General features: G+C 70.6%; 19 protein-coding genes. 12 read left to right on the plus strand and 7 right to left on the minus strand.

Going from position 1 to position 17353, the window contains the following annotated elements; all coding sequences use genetic code 11:
- The first annotated feature begins 63 nt into the window (after positions 1-63).
- Positions 64-1539 carry an HNH endonuclease gene (locus ACFWH5_RS04765; RefSeq protein WP_378832343.1) on the plus strand — a complete coding sequence of 492 codons (1476 nt, stop codon included), beginning with the start codon at positions 64-66 and terminating at the stop codon, positions 1537-1539.
- 389 nt (positions 1540-1928) lie between these two features.
- On the opposite strand, the gene ACFWH5_RS04770 is transcribed toward ACFWH5_RS04765, so the two are convergent.
- Complete coding sequence (locus ACFWH5_RS04770) at positions 1929-2543, minus strand: MerR family transcriptional regulator (RefSeq protein WP_378832346.1); 615 nt, start codon at positions 2541-2543, stop codon at positions 1929-1931.
- A gap of 69 nt (positions 2544-2612) precedes the next feature.
- Between ACFWH5_RS04770 and ACFWH5_RS04775 the strand changes: the two genes are divergently transcribed.
- A complete protein-coding gene (locus ACFWH5_RS04775) occupies positions 2613-3128 on the plus strand; it encodes a DUF4188 domain-containing protein (protein WP_378832348.1) in 516 nt (171 codons plus the stop codon).
- A 25-nt stretch (positions 3129-3153) separates the two neighbouring features.
- Here the strand turns inward: ACFWH5_RS04775 and ACFWH5_RS04780 are convergent, their stop codons facing one another.
- Positions 3154-4095 (minus strand): hypothetical protein, encoded by a 942-nt coding sequence (locus ACFWH5_RS04780; RefSeq protein ID WP_378832351.1) that lies wholly within the window; start codon positions 4093-4095, stop codon positions 3154-3156.
- Positions 4096-4301: 206 nt separating this feature from the next.
- Here ACFWH5_RS04780 and ACFWH5_RS04785 point away from each other — a divergent pair, with 206 nt between their 5' ends.
- Positions 4302-4784, plus strand: a complete 483-nt coding sequence (locus ACFWH5_RS04785) for a pyridoxamine 5'-phosphate oxidase family protein (protein WP_378832353.1) — start codon at positions 4302-4304, stop codon at positions 4782-4784.
- Positions 4785-4838: 54 nt separating this feature from the next.
- On the opposite strand, the gene ACFWH5_RS04790 is transcribed toward ACFWH5_RS04785, so the two are convergent.
- Complete coding sequence (locus tag ACFWH5_RS04790) at positions 4839-5300, minus strand: VOC family protein (RefSeq protein WP_378832356.1); 462 nt, start codon at positions 5298-5300, stop codon at positions 4839-4841.
- Between the two features lie 100 nt (positions 5301-5400).
- On the opposite strand from ACFWH5_RS04790, the gene ACFWH5_RS04795 reads away from it, so the two are divergent.
- From ACFWH5_RS04795 to ACFWH5_RS04805, 3 genes are all read left to right on the plus strand, one after another.
- Entirely contained in the window at positions 5401-6378 is a 978-nt protein-coding gene (locus ACFWH5_RS04795; RefSeq protein WP_378832358.1) for a helix-turn-helix transcriptional regulator, read from the plus strand.
- Between the two features lie 105 nt (positions 6379-6483).
- Complete coding sequence (gene purL, locus ACFWH5_RS04800) at positions 6484-8811, plus strand: phosphoribosylformylglycinamidine synthase subunit PurL (protein ID WP_378832360.1); 2328 nt, start codon at positions 6484-6486, stop codon at positions 8809-8811.
- 5 nt (positions 8812-8816) lie between these two features.
- A complete protein-coding gene (locus tag ACFWH5_RS04805) occupies positions 8817-8954 on the plus strand; it encodes a hypothetical protein (protein WP_378832362.1) in 138 nt (45 codons plus the stop codon).
- 23 nt (positions 8955-8977) lie between these two features.
- Here ACFWH5_RS04805 and ACFWH5_RS04810 read toward each other — a convergent pair whose 3' ends face one another.
- The gene (locus ACFWH5_RS04810) at positions 8978-10633 is read right to left on the minus strand and encodes a cytochrome bc complex cytochrome b subunit (protein WP_378832365.1); all 1656 of its coding nucleotides are present in this window, start codon (positions 10631-10633) and stop codon (positions 8978-8980) included.
- A 284-nt stretch (positions 10634-10917) separates the two neighbouring features.
- Here ACFWH5_RS04810 and ACFWH5_RS04815 point away from each other — a divergent pair, with 284 nt between their 5' ends.
- From ACFWH5_RS04815 to ACFWH5_RS04825, 3 genes are all read left to right on the plus strand, one after another.
- A complete protein-coding gene (locus ACFWH5_RS04815) occupies positions 10918-11073 on the plus strand; it encodes a hypothetical protein (RefSeq protein WP_378832367.1) in 156 nt (51 codons plus the stop codon).
- A gap of 98 nt (positions 11074-11171) precedes the next feature.
- Positions 11172-11834: a flavin reductase family protein gene (locus tag ACFWH5_RS04820; protein ID WP_378832369.1), complete on the plus strand. Its 663-nt coding sequence runs from the start codon at positions 11172-11174 to the stop codon at positions 11832-11834.
- Positions 11835-11871: 37 nt separating this feature from the next.
- Positions 11872-12195 (plus strand): cupin domain-containing protein, encoded by a 324-nt coding sequence (locus tag ACFWH5_RS04825; RefSeq protein ID WP_378832371.1) that lies wholly within the window; start codon positions 11872-11874, stop codon positions 12193-12195.
- Positions 12196-12255: 60 nt separating this feature from the next.
- On the opposite strand, the gene ACFWH5_RS04830 is transcribed toward ACFWH5_RS04825, so the two are convergent.
- The 3 genes from ACFWH5_RS04830 to gnd all read right to left on the minus strand — a co-directional run bounded on the left by ACFWH5_RS04830 (position 12256) and on the right by gnd (position 14127).
- Entirely contained in the window at positions 12256-12474 is a 219-nt protein-coding gene (locus tag ACFWH5_RS04830) for an SCO4848 family membrane protein (protein WP_378832374.1), read from the minus strand.
- A gap of 50 nt (positions 12475-12524) precedes the next feature.
- On the minus strand, positions 12525-13007 hold the full coding sequence (locus ACFWH5_RS04835) for a DUF1772 domain-containing protein (protein ID WP_378832375.1): 483 nt from the start codon (positions 13005-13007) through the stop codon (positions 12525-12527).
- A gap of 64 nt (positions 13008-13071) precedes the next feature.
- Positions 13072-14127: a phosphogluconate dehydrogenase (NAD(+)-dependent, decarboxylating) gene (gnd, locus tag ACFWH5_RS04840; RefSeq protein WP_378832377.1), complete on the minus strand. Its 1056-nt coding sequence runs from the start codon at positions 14125-14127 to the stop codon at positions 13072-13074.
- Between the two features lie 112 nt (positions 14128-14239).
- Between gnd and ACFWH5_RS04845 the strand changes: the two genes are divergently transcribed.
- The 3 genes from ACFWH5_RS04845 (at position 14240) to ACFWH5_RS04855 (ending at position 17327) form a co-directional block, all read left to right on the plus strand.
- On the plus strand, positions 14240-14593 hold the full coding sequence (locus ACFWH5_RS04845; protein ID WP_378832380.1) for a TraR/DksA family transcriptional regulator: 354 nt from the start codon (positions 14240-14242) through the stop codon (positions 14591-14593).
- Positions 14594-14739: 146 nt separating this feature from the next.
- Positions 14740-16167: a M20/M25/M40 family metallo-hydrolase gene (locus ACFWH5_RS04850; RefSeq protein ID WP_378832382.1), complete on the plus strand. Its 1428-nt coding sequence runs from the start codon at positions 14740-14742 to the stop codon at positions 16165-16167.
- Complete coding sequence (locus ACFWH5_RS04855) at positions 16164-17327, plus strand: glutamate--cysteine ligase (RefSeq protein WP_378832385.1); 1164 nt, start codon at positions 16164-16166, stop codon at positions 17325-17327. The genes ACFWH5_RS04850 and ACFWH5_RS04855 overlap by 4 nt, the downstream gene beginning before the upstream one ends.
- Positions 17328-17353 lie beyond the last annotated feature (26 nt).

Below are 17353 nucleotides of genomic sequence, written 5' to 3' on the forward strand. Positions count from 1 at the left end.
CTGTCGCTGCGGAGGTCTTCGAGCTTTCGTTCGAATGTCGGAGGCCCCCGCGATACTTGAAGCATGACCTTCGCATCCGAGATCACCGACCGGGCGGCCGCCGTGGCCGCCCTGCTCGGCGCGGATGTCGAGCCGCGGGAACTCGCCGCGAGGGTGTCGCAGTTGACGGATGCCGAGGCGATCTCGGTCGCCGAAGCATCGGCTGCGCTCATGCGCTGCGCCGAGCTCGCGCAGGTCGCCGCCGCGGGCGTGATCGCGACGCGCTCGGCACGGGATGCCGGCCAATCGGGCCTCGCGCAGTCGCGGGGGCATCGCACGGCGGTGTCGCTGATGCAGGAGCTCACGGGCTCGGGGAAGGCGGATGCCGCCCGCAAAGTTCGGGTGGGCGAGTCGCTGGTCGCACGAGAGGCGCCGGAGGATGCCGTTGCGAGCGACGAACTCACGGTCGTCGACGCGGTGCCCCGGTGGGATGCTCCGCTGAGCGCCGCGCTGCTCGCGCAGGCGATCACGGCCGCGCAGCACGACGCCATCCGGCAGGCGCTGGGGGAGCCGCCCGTGGCGGAGGGGGCGGATGCCGACCACGCGGCTGAGGCGCGCGACGCCTGGTCGCTCGCGGCGGAGCAGCTGATCGCCGACGCGGCGACCGTATCGCTGGAAGAGCTGCGGAACTCGGCGCGGGCGATTCGCGACCGTCTCGACCCCGACGGCGCCCACCGCCGATTCCTGGAGCGCTTCGAGCGCCGCAGTTTCCGGCTCTGGACCGATGCCGACGGCAACCGACGCGGATCGTTCCTCTTCGACGACGAAGGCGGGATGCTCGCGGCGACCGTGCTCGACAGTGCCCTGCGTCCGCGTCGCGGTGGCCCGAGGTTCGTGGATTCGGCCGAACGCGAGCGCGCGGCCGACCTGACCGCCGATGAGCGCACGAACGACCAGCTCGCGTACGACCTGTTCCTCGACGTGCTGCGGGCGGGCGCCCTGGCCGACGCCGAGACGGTGTTCGGCACGCGGCAGGCCGGCGTGCGGCTCGTGCAGGTCGTCGACGACACCGGCGCTTCCGCGCCGATCGCCCACTCCGAAGACGGCCTCGCGAGCCTGCCGTCCGCGGTGGCCGATCAGCACATCTGCGACAGCGGATTCCTACCCGTGACGGTCGACGGATGCGGCAATCCCCTCGACGTCGGGCGCGAGCACCGCCTGTTCACGCCCCGGCAGCGCGTCGCCCTCGCGATCCGCGACGGCGGCTGCATGTGGCCGAGCTGCGACCGGCCCGCCTCCTACTGCGAGGCCCACCACATCGATCCATGGGCGAAACAGGGTCGCACCGACATCGACCGCGGCGTCCTGCTCTGCCGCTTCCACCATATGAACCTCCATCACCACGGCTGGCGCATCACGCGGAGCGGCAAGGACGACTTCGTGCTGCATCCGCCCGGAGGCGCGCAAAGTTCTCCGCCGATCCCGATGAGATCGCGCATCCCGCTCAGATACGCCTGGTCGGGGATCGACCCGCGCCGAAGATTTCAGCCGACGGGTTGAGCGGCGCGTTGTTCGGGCGAGGCGTCGGCGGGTGACGCGACGCGTGGGTCGGTGAGGCATCGGCGGGTGCGGCGCGGCGCCGGCAGGTCAGGCGAGGCGTCAGGCCGGTGAGGCGAAGCGTCGGCCGGTGAGGCGAAGCGTCGGCCGGTGAGGCGAAGCGTCGGCGGATCAGGCGCGGCGTCGGCAGGCCAGGCGTGGCGTCGGCAGGTGAGGCGAGGCGGGGCCGTTGTGCGAGACGGGTGAACCGAAGTCTCGGCAAGTAAGGCGAGATGTCCGTACGAGCGAAATGAGATGTCGGCAGAGGCGATCTCGGCGTCGACGGTCAGATGGCACGCACGATTTCGAGATGTCGACCGAGATCGCGCCACACGATCGTCCGACGCCGGGCACTAGTGTTCCGCGCCGCCGAACCGTTCAAAGGACGCCACCTGCTCCGCCACGCGCCGCAGCGCCAGCAGCAGCGGCTCGACCAGCACCGACCCCAGCACGACGTACCGCACCGCCGCCTCGGCAGAATCCGTGGGAACACCGGTGATCTCCGCATCCGCGATCGCCCGAGCACTCGCGAGATAGACGGGCATCACATCCTCGGGAACCGTGAATCCGGCGCGCTCCAAGCCGGCGAGCGCCCGCGCGACATCGCCCAGCACCGCGGGATCGCACGCGCCCGGCCGCCATCCCAAGCCCGACACCAGACGCTCGGCATCGGTGAGATCCAGATGCTCGTCCACCGGAGGCGTCACGGCGGCGTGAGCGGTTCCCAGCAGATCATGCGGGCGCGAAGACGGCGCGTCGAGCGCCTCCAGCACCCGACGCGTCTCGGCGATGCTCACCCCCGCATCCAGCAGCGCGCGGATGACGCGAAGCCGCTCCACATGCCGCTCACCGTACGCCGCCTGCGTCGGCGCGCTGCGCTCCCCCTCGGGAAGCAGCCCCTCGCGCAAGTAGTACTTGATCGTCGGCACGGTCACACCCGTTCGGGCCGACAGTTCGGAAATCCTCATCGCCACCTCTTGACATCGATAGTAGCGCTATCCAATATAGATAGCGACACTATCCAACAGGAGGACGCGATGTCGAAGATCATCCCCGGGCGCATCACCCATCGTCACGACGGCGAACTGGTCGTGTTCCACATCGGCATGCAGATCAACCGCTGGTGGCGGCCCGACCTGTGGCTGCCGGTCTTCACCGCCATGCCACGGATGCTGCGCGAGCTCTCCCGCGACGCCGACTCCGGCTTCCTCGGCTACGAACTGCTGCTCGGCCGAGGCGGCCCGTACGTAGTGCAGTACTGGTCGTCGATCGACAAGCTCTACGCCTACGCCGCCGCCCCCGCACAGGAGCACCGACCGGCGTGGACGCGGTTCAACCAGATGGCGCGCAAAGCACCGGGAGCCGTCGGCATCTGGCACGAGACCTTCCTCGTGGACCGCGCGGAGAGCGTGTACGTCTCGACCCGGCCGATGGGCCTGCCGAAGGCGACCCGAGCCGTCGAGGTCGGCCGCCGTCACGACCGTGCGCGGGATCGGTTCGCCGACGGGCGCACGCGCGCCGGGAGCGCGCTGAGCGAGACCGCCGCTCGGTGAGGCCACGAGCCGCCACTCGAAGGCGTCAGGCGCCCGCTGACGTCGCCTCGACCCGCACCTCCTCCGGCTTCTCCTCTCCTCGCTCGACGACCACTCGCACGACGGTGCCGGCGACGGCGATCACGAGCGCGACGACAGGTGGCATCCAGATCTCGCGAAGAGCCAGCGGGAACACATCCGCAGCGGCGGCGGCCATCTCGGCGACGTCGCCCTGCAGCACTCGCATCCCGAGCCCGTACTGGATCGCGGTGAACAGCGCCGGCACGATCCACAGCGCCAGCAGCGAAACCGCCCACACGACGAGTCGCCCCGTAGGTCGCACGCCGCACCAGACGAGCGCGGCACCGACGACCACCGAGGGCAGCCAGTGCGCCGCGAAGGGGAGGAATGCCGGAGGCATGACCTCACCCGTGAACGCGACGACCCAGCGCGAGAACCAGCTGGCGAAGGGAACCGCCGCGAGCGCGACACCGAGCGACGCGACGTCGACCGTGGGGCGCGAGGTCATCCACAAAGCCAGCTGGGCCAGCAGCATCGCGGCAAGTGTGCCGCCGAGCATCCCGACGACGTAGAGCTGCGCGCGATCATCTGCCCCGCCGCCGAGCCCGAGACCGTCGGCGAGAACGCTGAAGCTTTGAATCGCCGCGACGATGTGCACGACCGCGACACCCATTCCCGCGGGCCAGGCGGAGAGCGCGCGTCCTCGCCGCGCGAACCGCACGGCGAGGCCCGCGAAGGCGCCGCCGAGCAGCACGAGGGAGAACAGCGTGGTGGCGTGGTACTGGCTGAGTGGGAGCACGGCCAACGGCATGTCCTCCGGCATGGTCGTCGCGACCCAGAGGTTCTGCAGCGGCAGTCGCGCACCGCCCACCACCCAGGGCAGGAGGCCGAGGATGCCGCCACCGGCTCCGATCGCGAAGGACAGGAGGCGACGCGTGGTGGCGGGCCCGGAGGAAGAGTCGATCATGGGCACACGGTGCCACACGATTCCCGCGCAGGCCCGGAGGGGCGCTGGCGCGGCGGGTGTGTGCCTCATGGTCGCGCCGTAACGCGCCCCTGGCGCCTTCACAACCCCCTGCCGCATCCGGCGAGGTCTTGGCATCGTGCCGTAACGAACCCGCCGCATCCGTTCCGAGAACGCGCGGCGGAGACCGCGACAGAAAGGTGCGACACATGACCGACACCCACAGCGAGCGCGCGAAGGTCGCCGACCTGATCAAGGACTTCAGGTTCGCGATGGTCACCACCCGCCACCCCGACGGCAAGCTCGTCGCCCGGCCGCTCACCGTGCAGGAGGCGGAGTTCGACGGCGACCTGTGGTTTCTCGTCTCGAAGACCGCGGCGCCGGCGACCGAACTGGCCACAGACCCGCAGGCGAACGTCTCACTGAGCTCGAACGACGCGTGGGTCTCCCTCTCGGGCACCGCCCGACTCGTCGAGGACCGCAGCAAGATCGAAGAGCTCTGGAACCCGGTCGTCGAGGCGTGGTTCCCGGAAGGCCCCGACGACCCGACGGTCGGCGTGCTGAAGTTCACCGCCGAATCCGCGGAGTACTGGGACAGCCCCGGCGGGAAGATCGCGACGGCCTTCAGTTTCGTGAAGTCGAAGATCACCGGCGAGCCGCTGCGCGGCGACAGCGGCACCGTCGACCTCTGACCCCGACGCGGACGGGAAGCGAGGGGAGGGCCGCCGTGCGCCCCTCCCCTTCCCTCAGCCCGCGTTCGCGGCGCGCACGTCGAGCACCCAGGTCACGCCGAAGCGGTCGGTGAGCATCCCGAAGCCGGGCGACCACGCCGATGCGGCGAGCGGCTCGATGACCGACGCGCCCTCGGCGAGAGCCGCCCAGTAGCCGTTGAGCTCGTCGAGTGAATCGGCGCGCAGCGACTGGAAGAACGGCTGATCTGTGACGGTCATGCCGTTCTCACGCCGCGTGGACCCGGCGGCGGCCGCCCGGTCGAGCTGTCCAGGGATGTCATAGGCCATGACCCGGAAGCCGTCGGCGGACTCGATCTGACCGAACACGATCCTGTCGGCCCCCGGCGCCTCGGCCGGCATCCCGAAATCGCCGTACGTCGCGAGGGAGATCTCGCCGCCGAACACGGTCTGATAGAACTCGAGCGCCTGCCGGGCGGTGCCGCGGAAGTTCAGGTGCGTCGTGGTGCTGATGCTCATGTGAATGTCCTTCTCTGTGTCTGCGACCGGACTCGGTCGAGCTCGATCCTGCGCGCAGTAGAGGTCAGATTCGGTCCGCCATACGATGCAGGATGGACGCATGACCACAAGCCCGGCGCGGATGCTCACCCTGCTGTCGCTGCTGCAGACACCGAGGGACTGGCCCGGACGTGAGCTGTCCGATCGGCTCGGCGTGAGCCCCCGCACCGTGCGCCGCGACGTCGACCGGCTGCGCGAACTCGGCTACCGGATCAGCGCCGTCAAGGGTCCCTACGGCGGCTATCGCCTCTCGGCCGGTGAAGAACTGCCCCCGCTGCTGTTCGACGATGAGCAGGCGGTGGCGATCGCCGTGGCGCTGCGCAGCGTCGCGTCCAGCGGAATCGGTGTCGCGGAGGGCGCCGCACGCGCGCTGGCGACCGTGCGCCAGGTGATGCCCTCGGCGCTGCGGCACCGCGTCGACGGCATCCGCTTCTCGACCACCGACAATCCGGTCACCGTCGATCGCGGCACCTTCGAGACGGTGGGCGCGGCGGTACGGGATCGACAGGTGCTGCGGTTCGGATACGGCGACACGGATGCCGCGCCGCGGCGCACCGAGCCCCACGCCGTCGTCGCCCGGCATGGCCGCTGGTATCTGCTCGCATGGGACCTCGACCGTGAGGACTGGCGGAGTTTCCGCCTCGACCGCATCGACCCGCGCACGCCCGCGGGCCCCGGCTTCGCTCCGCGGACGCTGCCCGCGCCCGACGCGACGACGTATCTCGCCGCGCGAGCGAAGGGATCGGAGACCGAGGATCGCTGGCCGTGCGTCGGCGAGGTGGTGCTCGAACTGCCGCCCTCGGCCGTCGCGCCCTGGATCGGCGACGGCGAGCTGCGCGCCCTCGACGACGGCTCCTGCGCGGTCACGATCGGCTCCTGGTCGTGGACCGGCGTGCTCGCCTCGGTCGCCCGGTTCGACGCGCCGTTCCGAATCATCGGACCGCCCGCGCTCTTCGAAGCCGCGACAGCGCTCGCCGGCCGTCTCTCCGAAGCGAGCCGCGCGATGGTGCCGCACACTGAGGCGGCCGGAACCCGTTGAGAGCGGGTGTGCCCGCCGTCGGCAGGGCGGTCAGGGTCGGCATCCGGTCGAAAATTCTGCGGACTAAACTGGAAGCGCCCGCCGGCCCCTTCCCCTGGAGTGCGCGTGACCACCCCGAACACCCCCACCACCCACGTCCCCGACTCTGTCGAGAACGCGATCGCGACCCCCGAGAAGGAGCAGCCGTACGGCGCGCTCGGCCTCAAGGACGACGAGTACGCGCGCATCAAGGAGATCCTCGGCCGTCGCCCCACCTCGGGCGAGCTGGCGATGTACTCGGTGATGTGGTCTGAGCACTGCTCGTACAAGTCGTCGAAGAACTACCTGCGCCGCTTCGGCCAGAAGGTCTCCGACGAGATGCGCGAGCGTCTCATGGTGGGCATGGGCCAGAACGCCGGCGTCGTCGACGTGGGCGAGGGCTGGGCCGTCACCTTCAAGGCAGAGTCGCACAACCACCCCAGCTTCATCGAGCCGTTCCAGGGCGCCGCGACCGGCGTCGGCGGCATCGTGCGGGACATCATCTCCATGGGCGCGCGCCCCGTGGCGGTCATGGACGCCCTCCGCTTCGGCGCCATCGATCACCCCGACACCCCGCGCGTCGTGCACGGCGTCACCGCCGGCATCAGCTTCTACGGCAACTGCCTCGGCCTGCCGAACATCGGCGGCGAGACCGTCTTCGACGCCGTCTACCAGGCCAACCCGCTCGTGAACGCCCTCGCGGTCGGCGTGCTCCGCCACGAGGACCTCAAGCTCGCCAACGCCACCGGCGTCGGCAACAAGGTCGTGCTGTTCGGCGCCCGCACCGGCGGCGACGGCATCGGCGGCGCATCCATCCTCGCCTCCGACTCGTTCGACTCGACCGGCCCCACCAAGCGCCCCGCGGTGCAGGTCGGCGACCCCTTCGCCGAGAAGGTGCTCATCGAGTGCTGCCTCGAGCTGTACCGCGAAGAACTGGTCGAGGCCATCCAGGACCTCGGCGCCGCCGGCATCTCGTGCGCCACCAGCGAGCTCGCCGCCAACGGCAACAGCGGCATGCACGTGTCGCTCGACAACGTGCTGCTGCGCGACCCGTCGCTCACCGCCGAAGAGATCCTGATGAGCGAGAGCCAGGAGCGGATGATGGCGATCGTCGCCCCCGAGAAGCTCGACGCCTTCATGGCCGTCGTGAACAAATGGGAGGTCGAGACCAGCGTGCTCGGAGAGGTCACCGGAGACGGCCGCCTCGTCATCGACTGGCAGGGCGAGCGCATCGTCGACGTCGACCCGTCGACCGTCGCCGTCGACGGCCCGGTCTACGACCGCCCGGTCGCCTACCCGACGTGGATCGACGCGCTGCAGGCGGATGCGGCGGAAGACCTTCCCCGCACCGACGACCCCGAGACGCTGCGCGAGCAGTTCCTCACGCTCGTCGCGAGCCCGAACCTCGCCGACACCAGCTGGATCACCAACCAGTACGACTACTACGTGCTCGGCAACACCGCCCTCGCCTTCCCCGACGACGCCGGCATGATCCGCGTCGACGAGGAGTCGGGGCTCGGCTTCTCGATCTCCACCGACGCGAACGGCCGCTACTGCCAGCTCGACCCGTACGCCGGGGCGCAGCTGGCCCTCGCCGAGGCGTACCGCAACGTGGCCGTCACCGGCGCCACCCCCACCGCGATCACCGACTGCCTCAACTTCGGCTCGCCCGAGAACCCCGAGGTGATGTGGCAGTTCGGGCAGACCGTCGACGGTCTCGCCGACGGATGCTTCGCCCTCGGCACCCCGGTCACCGGCGGCAACGTGTCGTTCTACAACCAGACCGGCGACACCCCGATCCACCCGACCCCGCTGGTCGGCGTGCTCGGCATCATCGACGACGTCGCCCGCCGCATCCCCTCGGGCTGGCAGGATGCCGGTGAGAACATCTACCTGCTCGGCGTGACCTCCACCGAGCTGAGCGGCTCGGCCTGGGCCGACGTCATCCACGACCACCTCGGCGGGCTGCCGCCGAAGGTCGACCTCGACGCCGAGAAGCGCCTCGCCGGCCTGCTCGGCGCCGCACGCGAGGAGTGGCTGATCTCCTCGGCGCACGACGTCTCCGAGGGCGGCCTCGGCCAGGCTCTGGCGGAGGGCGTGATGCGGTTCGGTGTCGGCGCCCGCGTGTGGCTCACCGAGCTCATGGAGCGTGACGGGGTGGATGCCGCGTCCGCCCTGTTCTCGGAGTCCACCGGCCGCGTCATCGCGACCGTGCCCCGCGAGGACGACGTGAAGTTCCGCGGCCTGTGCGAGGGGCGCGGCTACCCCGTGCTGCGCATCGGCGTCACCGACACCGAGCCCGCACTCGAGGTGCAGGACATGTTCACGGTCTCGGCCGACGAGCTGCGCGAGACCTCGCGGGCGACGCTGCCGGCGGTGTTCGGACCGACCGTCACCGAGCCGGCCTCGGCCTGAACGCCGTGAGCCACCCCGACGAGGATTACGGCGATCTCGGCGAACGCCGCAGTCGCCGCATCCGCATGGTCGCCTGGGTGACGATCATCGCCCTCATCGTGGGCGGCGGCGGCGCCACCCTGCTCACACTGCTGTTCGGCTGACGCCGGCGGTGCCTGCGCCGCTGTCACTCGGGCGCTGCATCCGTCGTGCCCGCGGGAGACCGGTGCACGAGGAGCGGTGCTGAAGCGGACGCGGCGAGTTCGGGATCCGGCGCCGTGGCGTCGAACTCGATCCGGTCCTCGGAGAAGAACCGCGACAACCGGGCGCGCAGGCGCTGTGAAAGACGCAGCCTTCCCCGATCGTCCGGGTGCAGCTGGAGGGGCCGCAGAGGTCGAGCCGGTGCGAGACGCATGCGCTCGGCGTCGCTCACCGGGAGATGCTCCTCCACATACTCGCCACCGGGAAGCCGGAGGACTCGCCCGGTCTCGTAGCCGTGCCGCAGGATGTCGCGGTCCTTGCGCTGCAGCGCGAGGCAGAAACGGTGTGCGATGAAGAAGGCGAGCGGCGGTCCTGCGAGGAGAGTCACCTGCAGCGTGATGATCACCTGCTCGAAGCTCACATGGAGATGTGTGGCGAGGACGTCCGCGCTGGCTGCGAGCCACAGCACTCCGTAGAAGACGATCCCCGCCACGCCGATCGCCGTCCGGGTCGGCGCGTTCCGCGGCCGGTCGAGCAGGTGGTGGTCTCGTCGATCGCCGGTGATCCACTCCTCGACGAAGGGGTACGCCGCGACGGCGAGGAAGTAGGCGGCGACCACGAGCAGGGGCGCGATGACGGCGAGCGTCCACGTGCGGTCCAGCCAGACGAACTCCCAGCCGGGTGGCACCAGACGCAGCGCTCCGTCGAGGAAGCCGGTGTACCAGTCCGGCTGACTTCCCGCCGACGCGTCACCGGGTGAGCTCGGGCCGTAGAGCCAGACCGGGTTCACCGTCACCGTGGCCGCGATGAGCACGACGAGCCCGCTCGTGAGGGCGAACAGGCCCATCGCTCTGCCGGCGGCGACCTGGAGCGGCACACCGACGACGTTCTGCTCTGTGCGACCGATGCCCGGGAACTGCGGAGGCCGGTGCCGCCACGCGGCGAATGCGCGCGCCGCGACGAGAACGATGAGGGCGGCAGGCACGATGGCGACGTGCAGCGGGTACAGATGCTCGATGATGCGTCCGGGGAACTCCCCGCCGAACAGCAGGAAGGTCAACGGGGTGCCCACGAACGGGATGCCGAGTGCGATGCCCTCCACGATCCGCAGCCCTGTGCCCGAGAGCAGGTCATCGGGGAGGGCGTATCCGCTCCAGCCGCCGGCGAGGCTCACGATGAAGATCAGAAGGAGCAGCAGCCACATCCCGCGTCGCGGGCGGCGGAAGGCGCCGGTGAAGTACGTCGTCAGGATCTGCATGATGATCGCACCCGGAAGCAGCAGCGCCGACCAGTGGTGCGCTTGCCGGATGAGCAGACCCCCGGGAACGTCGAAGGTGATCCGCATGGTCGACGCGAACGCCTTCGACACGTCGGTGCCGTGCAGCGGCGCGTGGCCGCCGGTGTAGGTCGTCGCGTCACTGGACGGCGTGTAGAAGAACATCAGCCACAGGCCGCTCACGGCGACGACCACGAGACACGCGAGAGTCACGACCCCGAAGAGGCTCGTCCAGTGCGTCGGCACGACGTGCCGCCGCAGGCGTGCCGCGACGTCACCGATGCGCCACCCGAAGACGGTGGCATCCTCGAGATGGCGGGCCGCCCGCTCGGTCAGCGAGACGCGCGCTCCGGTCTTACTCGGCATGCCGGGCACCAGTCACGAAACTGCGCACGAGTTTCTCCTCATCCGTCGACTCCCTGCAGAGGGATGACGAATGGCGGGACCGTTCTGTGACAGCCGTTCGCAGAGGCTGTGACGTTTCGTCGTCCCCCTTCGTCACAGTGATGACGACTCGTCACGCAGAAAGGTAACGACAGGGACGAAGATGCTCTCGCCGCCGCCGGGCGTCGCTGTCAACCCTCTGCCGACCGGGCCGATCGCCGGGGGATGCTGACCGCACACGAATCATCGAGTGCACGGAGGTTGATGTGAGCGACGCCACACAGGGCAATGACCCGACCGACAACGGGATGGACAAGGGCACCGGCGACCCGGGCGACGACCGGGCGTACCTGATGAACCAGCCGCCGGCGCAGGTCGACGACGTCGAGCAGGACGACGACGAGGACGCCGAAAGCAGCTAGGCGGGAAGGCGGCCGCCGGGCAGGAACGCGACGTCCGATTTCCGCCAGCGCCCGGGGGTGGGCAGGCGAAGACTGGGATTCCCGAACGGAGGAACCCCATGGGCAACGTCACCCCGATCGACCCGCACACGGCGATCTCACCCGCCATCCTGTATTTCGGCACGCCGGTCGCGCTGCTCAGCACGGTCGATGGCACCGGGGACGCGAACATCGCGCCGAACTCCTCGGTCTGGTGGCTGGGGCAGACCGCGCTCGTCGGCGTCTCGGCGAGCAGCCAGACGGGTCGGAACCTGCTCGCCACCGGCGAGGTGGTGATCAACCTGCCCTCGCAGAACGAGGTCGACATCGTCGATCGGCTCGCCCTGACCACCGGCCGCCCGGAGGTCTCGGCCCGCAAGCACGCCGCCGGCTACCGATCCGTCCGCGACAAGTTCGCGCACGCACGGGTCTCACCGATGGCCGCCGAGACCGTCGCGCCGCCACGGATCGCCGAGCTGCCGGTGCACCTCGAAGGAACGGTGCGCGCGCTGCATCCGCTCGACGGCATCCCCGACCCCGCCGACGCGCGCGTGATCGCCGCCGAGATCGCGATCACCCGGGTGCATGTGCGCGATTCGCTGCGCATGCCTGGATATCCCAACCGCATCGACCCCGAACGCTGGCAGCCGCTGCTGCTCAGCTTCCAGCGCTTCTTCGGCCGCGGCGGTGAGGTCATGCCGTCCCGTCTCGCCTCGATCGACGAGGAGTGGTACCGCGGCTGAGCTGCGGGGCGTACCCTCGGGCGGGAACGGAGGCACCATGACCATCCAGCCCGTCGACGTCGCCCTCGACGCGACCATCGAGGGATACCTGATCGGCTCGCCCGTCAGCGTCATCCGCGAATACAACTCGACCCCGGGCACAGGCCCGCGCCTGCACCGGCATCCGTACGTCGAGACGTTCATCATCCATCGCGGCCGCGCCCTGTTCACCGTCGAGGACGAGCAGGTCATCGGCGCGGGCGGTCAGATCCTCGTCGTGCCCGCGCTCGCCGCGCACCGCTTCGAGGTGCTCGACGGCGGTACGTACGAGGCGACGCACGTGCACGCGAACGATCGGTTCGTCACGGAGTGGCTCGAGTAGCGGTGCGACACTTCCCGCGGCGCGCGTGACACGTGCTCGTGTGAGCGCCGGGTCGGCGGCCTACAGCATCCCGGTGAGCGCGATGATGCCGAGCAGCAGCGAGACGAGGGCCAGCACGAGCGCGATCGCGAAGATGACGGCGTGCACCTTGAGGAACCGCGTGGCCTTGCCGTTCGCATCCTTCGCCCGCGGGTCGGCGGTGACCCGGCGGAAGAACGTCGGCCACACCACGGCGTTGAACAAGGCATTGAGGAAGAGCACGACGGCGAGAGGGATCACCCTCACACGCTATCGCCCTGACAACCGTCGCCTCGAACGGCAGAAGGCGGTCACACGGCGATAGCGAGGGCGACGAGGAAGAGCGCCGCCGCGACGATCCCGCCTACCGCGCGCACGTGGTTCCACCTCGTCCACCCCGGATGGTACGCGTTCCACGCGCTCGCCAGGGCGTCAGGATGCTCCGCCGCAGCGGCGAGAGCGTTGTTGCGCGGAACGTTGGCCGTCGCGGTGACGCCGATCACGGCGACGAGGTAGACGGCTGCCGCCGCGCACGTCCACCACGCCGCATCCGAACCCCGCACGAGAGCCATCACGGCGACGACCACACTGACCAGCGCGGTGCCGAACAGTTCGATCATCAGCGGAGGGCGCTCGGCGGTGACGTTGATCGCCCGCATGGCTCTCGCCGCCTCCGACGCGGACAGCCGGTCGAGCCCCTGCATCACGAAGCCGGAGAACGCGAAGAAGACACCACCGGCGACGGCCGCGCCGATCGCGGATACACCGAGAAGAAGTGGGAGCAGGTCAGTCACGTCGGCCAGTCTGCCAGGCGCGCCGCCGCGCCGCCGCGGCTCATCCGGCGAGGGATGCCGCGGCTCACCGCGCGTCGGACTTGCGGTTGCCCGCCTCGAGCATGTCGCCGGCCGGCAGCTCCTTGTGCCCGCCGAACTGCAGCCGCATCGCCGAGAGCACCTGGTTGGCGAACTGATCCTCATCGCGCGAGGCGAAGCGCTCGAAGAGCGAGGCGGCCAGCACCGGCACCGGCACTCCCACGTCGACAGCGGCCTTGACCGTCCAGCGGCCCTCACCCGAGTCCGACACCCGCCCCGCGAGGCCCTCGAGCGTCGCGTTCTCGTGCAGCGCGGCGGCGGTCAGATCGAGCAGCCACGACGAGATCACCGATCCCCGCCGCCACAGCTCCGAGACCGCCGCGGTGTCGATGTCGAACTGGTAGAACTGCGGCTCCTCGAGCGGAGCGACCTCGGCGGAGTGCTCGGCTTCGCGCAATCCGGCATCCGCGTTCTCGAGCAGGTTCAGCCCCTCGGCGAGCGCGGCCATGATGCCGTACTCGATGCCGTTGTGCACCATCTTCACGAAGTGCCCCGCTCCGGACCGACCGCAGTGCAGGTAGCCCTGCTCCTCCGGGGTGAGCTCGCCCGACCGGCCGGGGGTGCGCTCGATCTCGCCGACGCCCGGTGCGACCGTGCGCAGCACGGGCTCGATGTGCTGCACGGCGGCATCCGACCCGCCCACCATGAGGCAGTAGCCGCGCTCGAGCCCGAACACCCCGCCGCTCGTGCCGATGTCGACGTACTCGATGCCCTTCTCGCGCATCGCCGCCGCGCGGCGCACATCGTCGCGATAGTTCGAGTTGCCGCCGTCGATGAGGATGTCGCCGGGCTCCAGTTCGGCCGCGACCTCCTGGGCGATCGCGCCGGTGAGCGACGCGGGCACCATCATCCACACCACGCGCGGCGTCTGCAGCTTCGCGGCCAGGTCGGCCATGCTCTCGGCGGCGACCGCGCCCTCCGCGGCGAGCGCGCTCACCGCATCCGGGTTCACGTCGTAGACGACGCATTCGTGTCCGTCGCGCATCAGCCGGCGCACGATGTTCGCGCCCATCCGTCCGAGTCCGATCATGGCCAGTTGCATCGCATCTCTCCTCGCGTCGGTACGTGTCGCCCCCATCGTCACGTACCGATGCGGCGGGGACAAGGGGGTGGTGCCGACCGCCGATGTCCGCTCCGCGTCCTATGGTGAGTCGATGGACGAGAACTCGGGGCGCCGCGGGCTGGAACGGCTGCGCGCGGATGCCGTGCAGCGTGCCGACGCGGCGGCATCCGCCCTGGCCGAGCTCGTGCACGATCGTCGCGGCAGCAACGACGACGACGAGCACGACCCCGAGGGCGTCACCCTGTCGTCGGAGTGGTCGCGTCTCTCGGCACTGTCGGATGCCGCCGTCGACGAGGTGCGCCGGTTCGACGACGCTCTCGCCCGATGGGATGCCGGCACCTACGGCATCTGCGCGAGCTGCGGCAACCGGATCCCCGACGCCCGGCTCGAGGTGCGCCCCTTCGCCACCCACTGCGTCGCCTGCGCCGAGCGACTCGGTCGCTGACCTCAGGGCGCACCGCGGGCTACCGGCTATACGGCATTCGACCGCGGGGCGCGGCGGGTCGCGACTCGCTCACCGGTGGCATACCGTCGCGCGCATCCGCCGTCAATCCCCGTGTACCGGTCTTCGCGCGCCGTCATGCTCAGGGCATGACACTCGGGGGCACCGGCGACCTCGGTCGCGACGACGACGCGATCGCTCGCTTTCTCGATGAGCACGAGCCGCAGATCGTCGAGCGGCTGAGCGAATGGGTCCGCATCCCGTCGGTCGCCGCCGATCCGGAACGGCTGGTGGACGTCACCCGTTCGGCCCACTGGCTGGCGGCGGAGATGCGCGAGATCGGCATCACGGCATCCGTCGTGAAGACCGGCGACACGGCGGCCGTGCTCGGCGAGCTGCGCGCGGCCGACCCCGACGCCCCGACCGTGCTCGTCTACAGCCACCATGACGTACGCCACGCGAAGCCCGAGCAATGGCAGCAGACCGACCCGTTCACGCCCGTCCTGCGCGGCGGCCGGCTCTACGGCCGCGGCGCCTCCGATGCCAAGGGGCAGGCGATGGCTCACCTGTGGGGCATCCGGGCACATCTGGCGGCGACCGGCGCCGACCGTCCGGCGGTCACCCTCAAGTTCCTCGTCGAGGGCGAGGAGGAGACCGCGTCGCCGAACCTCGCGGCGCTGCTCGACGAGCATGCCGCCGACCTGGCGTGCGACGCGATCGTCTTCTCCGACACCCTCCAGTGGCGGGTGGATGCTCCGGCCCCGGTGACGACGATGCGGGGCATCGTCAACGCCTCCCTCACCGTGACCGGCCCGGAGCAGGACGTGCACAGCGGGCTCGCCTCGGGCGCCACCCTGAACCCCGCGCTGGCACTGTCGCAGGTTCTCGGGCGGCTCTACGACTCCTCCGGCCGCCTGCGCATCCCGGGTTTCTACGACGACGTGGCCCCGCTCACCGAGCAGCGCCGCCGCGAATTCGACGCGCTGCCCTATGACGATGCCGACTGGCTCGCGCGCAGCCGCACACGGGTCATCGTCGGTGAAGAGGGGTTCACCGTCATGGAGCGCCTCTGGGCGCGGCCCGCGATCGAGATCGTCTCGCTGCTCGCCGGCGATCCGACGGGCATTGCGCGGTCGGTCATCCCGTCCGAGGCGAGCGCGACCCTGAGCATCCGCATGGCCCCCGGCCAGCGACTGTCCGCCGTCGCCGAGCACCTGCAGGCGTTCGTGGCAGCGGAGATGCCCGCCGAGGCGGAGTACACGCTCGACGTGCAGGTACCTGAGGGCCAGGAACCGGCGGCGACACCCGAAGGGCCGCTGCTCAACGCCCTCGAACGCGCGCTGGCGCTCGGCCATGGCACGCCGGTGCGCGGTCGCATGGGCAACGCGGGCGGTGGGCCGGCCGTGCTGCTGTCGGAGCGGTTCGAGGCGCCGGTGCTGTTCATCGGCACGGGCCTGCCCGAGGACAGCTGGCACGCCGACGACGAGAGCGTCGACCTGCGGATGCTGAAGAACGGCGCGGCGTCGATCGCCCACCTGTGGGACGAGATCGGAACGCTCCCGGCAGGTGGATCATGACCATCGGGCTGGATGCGGAGCCCGCCCGCGCCGCACGCGGAGCGACCGATCCGCGCGCCGGAATCCGGCAGATCGGCGTCGAGGAGGAACTGCTGCTCGTCGACGCCGAGACCTTCCTGCCACGGCCGGTGGCCGGCAGCATCCTGCGGTCGGGTGCGCTGGTGCTCCCCTGCGGATCGCGCCTCGAGCCCGAGGTGAAGCGCGAGCAGATCGAGATCGTCAGCGCGCCGGTGACCACCTTCGCCGAGGTGCTCGGCGCCGTGGTGGAGGGCCGGCGATCGGCCGACGCCCTCGCCCAGCGGGTGGGCGCGCGGGCCGTGGCGCTCGCCACCCCGCACGTCGGCTGCGAGCCGCACCTCATGCGGGTGCCGCGATACGAACGGATGCGGAACCGCTTCGGGCTCACGATGGATGAGCAGCTGACCTGCGGGCTGCACGTCCACGTGACCATCGCCTCGGCCGAGGAGGGCGTGGCCGTGCTCGACCGCATCCGTCCCTGGTTGCCGGTGCTGCTCGCCCTCAGCGCGAACTCGCCGTTCTGGCACGGCGTGGACTCCCGATTCGCGAGCTACCGGTACCAGGCGTGGAGCCGGTGGCCCTGCGCGGGCGCGTACGACCCTTTCGGCAACGCGCAGGGTTACGCCGCTGCCGTCGCGGACGCCCTGGCCAGCGGCGTTCCGCTCGACCACGGGATGATCTACTTCGACGCTCGCCTCTCGACGCACGCGCCGACCGTGGAGATCCGCATCAGCGACGTCTGCCTCGATCCGCGAGATTCCGCGTGCCTCGCCGTGCTGGCCCGGGCCCTCGTGGAGACCGCCGCCGACGCCTGGCGGCGTGGCGTGGAGCCGGCCGGCACATCCACCGCGATGCTGCGGCTGGCGTCATGGCGCGCCAGTCGATGGGCACTCGGCGGCCAGCTGGTCGACCCCGTCACCGAGCGGCTCGTCCCCGCACGCGCGGCGGTGACTGCGCTGTTCGCGCACGTACGGAAGGCGTTCGCCTCGGACGACGAGGCGCGTACGGTGCGCGCCTGGCTCGATGCGATGCTCACCCGCGGCACCGGCGCCGACCTGCAGCGGCGCGCGGCTGCCCGCGGCGGCCAGGAGGCCGTCGTCGGGGAAGCGCTGGCGCGGATGGCGGGCGATCACAGCGAGTGACGCGGCGGGTGCGCGGGGCCGGCGCG

The organism is Microbacterium sp. NPDC058345 (genome assembly GCF_042723855.1).
GTDB lineage: Bacteria > Actinomycetota > Actinomycetes > Actinomycetales > Microbacteriaceae > Microbacterium.

Bases quoted from the DNA above. Each gene is read 5' to 3' on its own strand.
- ACFWH5_RS04770 (WP_378832346.1), bottom strand. From the start codon at position 2,543: ATGAGGATTTCCGAACTGTCGGCCCGAACGGGTGTGACCGTGCCGACG.
- gnd (WP_378832377.1), bottom strand. From the start codon at position 14,127: ATGCAACTGGCCATGATCGGACTCGGACGGATGGGCGCGAACATCGTG.
- ACFWH5_RS04810 (WP_378832365.1), bottom strand. From the start codon at position 10,633: ATGCCGAGTAAGACCGGAGCGCGCGTCTCGCTGACCGAGCGGGCGGCC.
- ACFWH5_RS04775 (WP_378832348.1), top strand. From the start codon at position 2,613: ATGTCGAAGATCATCCCCGGGCGCATCACCCATCGTCACGACGGCGAA.
- ACFWH5_RS04850 (WP_378832382.1), top strand. From the start codon at position 14,740: ATGACACTCGGGGGCACCGGCGACCTCGGTCGCGACGACGACGCGATC.
- ACFWH5_RS04845 (WP_378832380.1), top strand. From the start codon at position 14,240: ATGGACGAGAACTCGGGGCGCCGCGGGCTGGAACGGCTGCGCGCGGAT.
- ACFWH5_RS04820 (WP_378832369.1), top strand. From the start codon at position 11,172: ATGGGCAACGTCACCCCGATCGACCCGCACACGGCGATCTCACCCGCC.
- ACFWH5_RS04795 (WP_378832358.1), top strand. From the start codon at position 5,401: ATGACCACAAGCCCGGCGCGGATGCTCACCCTGCTGTCGCTGCTGCAG.
- ACFWH5_RS04790 (WP_378832356.1), bottom strand. From the start codon at position 5,300: ATGAGCATCAGCACCACGACGCACCTGAACTTCCGCGGCACCGCCCGG.
- ACFWH5_RS04785 (WP_378832353.1), top strand. From the start codon at position 4,302: ATGACCGACACCCACAGCGAGCGCGCGAAGGTCGCCGACCTGATCAAG.
- ACFWH5_RS04780 (WP_378832351.1), bottom strand. From the start codon at position 4,095: ATGATCGACTCTTCCTCCGGGCCCGCCACCACGCGTCGCCTCCTGTCC.
- ACFWH5_RS04765 (WP_378832343.1), top strand. From the start codon at position 64: ATGACCTTCGCATCCGAGATCACCGACCGGGCGGCCGCCGTGGCCGCC.
- ACFWH5_RS04855 (WP_378832385.1), top strand. From the start codon at position 16,164: ATGACCATCGGGCTGGATGCGGAGCCCGCCCGCGCCGCACGCGGAGCG.
- ACFWH5_RS04825 (WP_378832371.1), top strand. From the start codon at position 11,872: ATGACCATCCAGCCCGTCGACGTCGCCCTCGACGCGACCATCGAGGGA.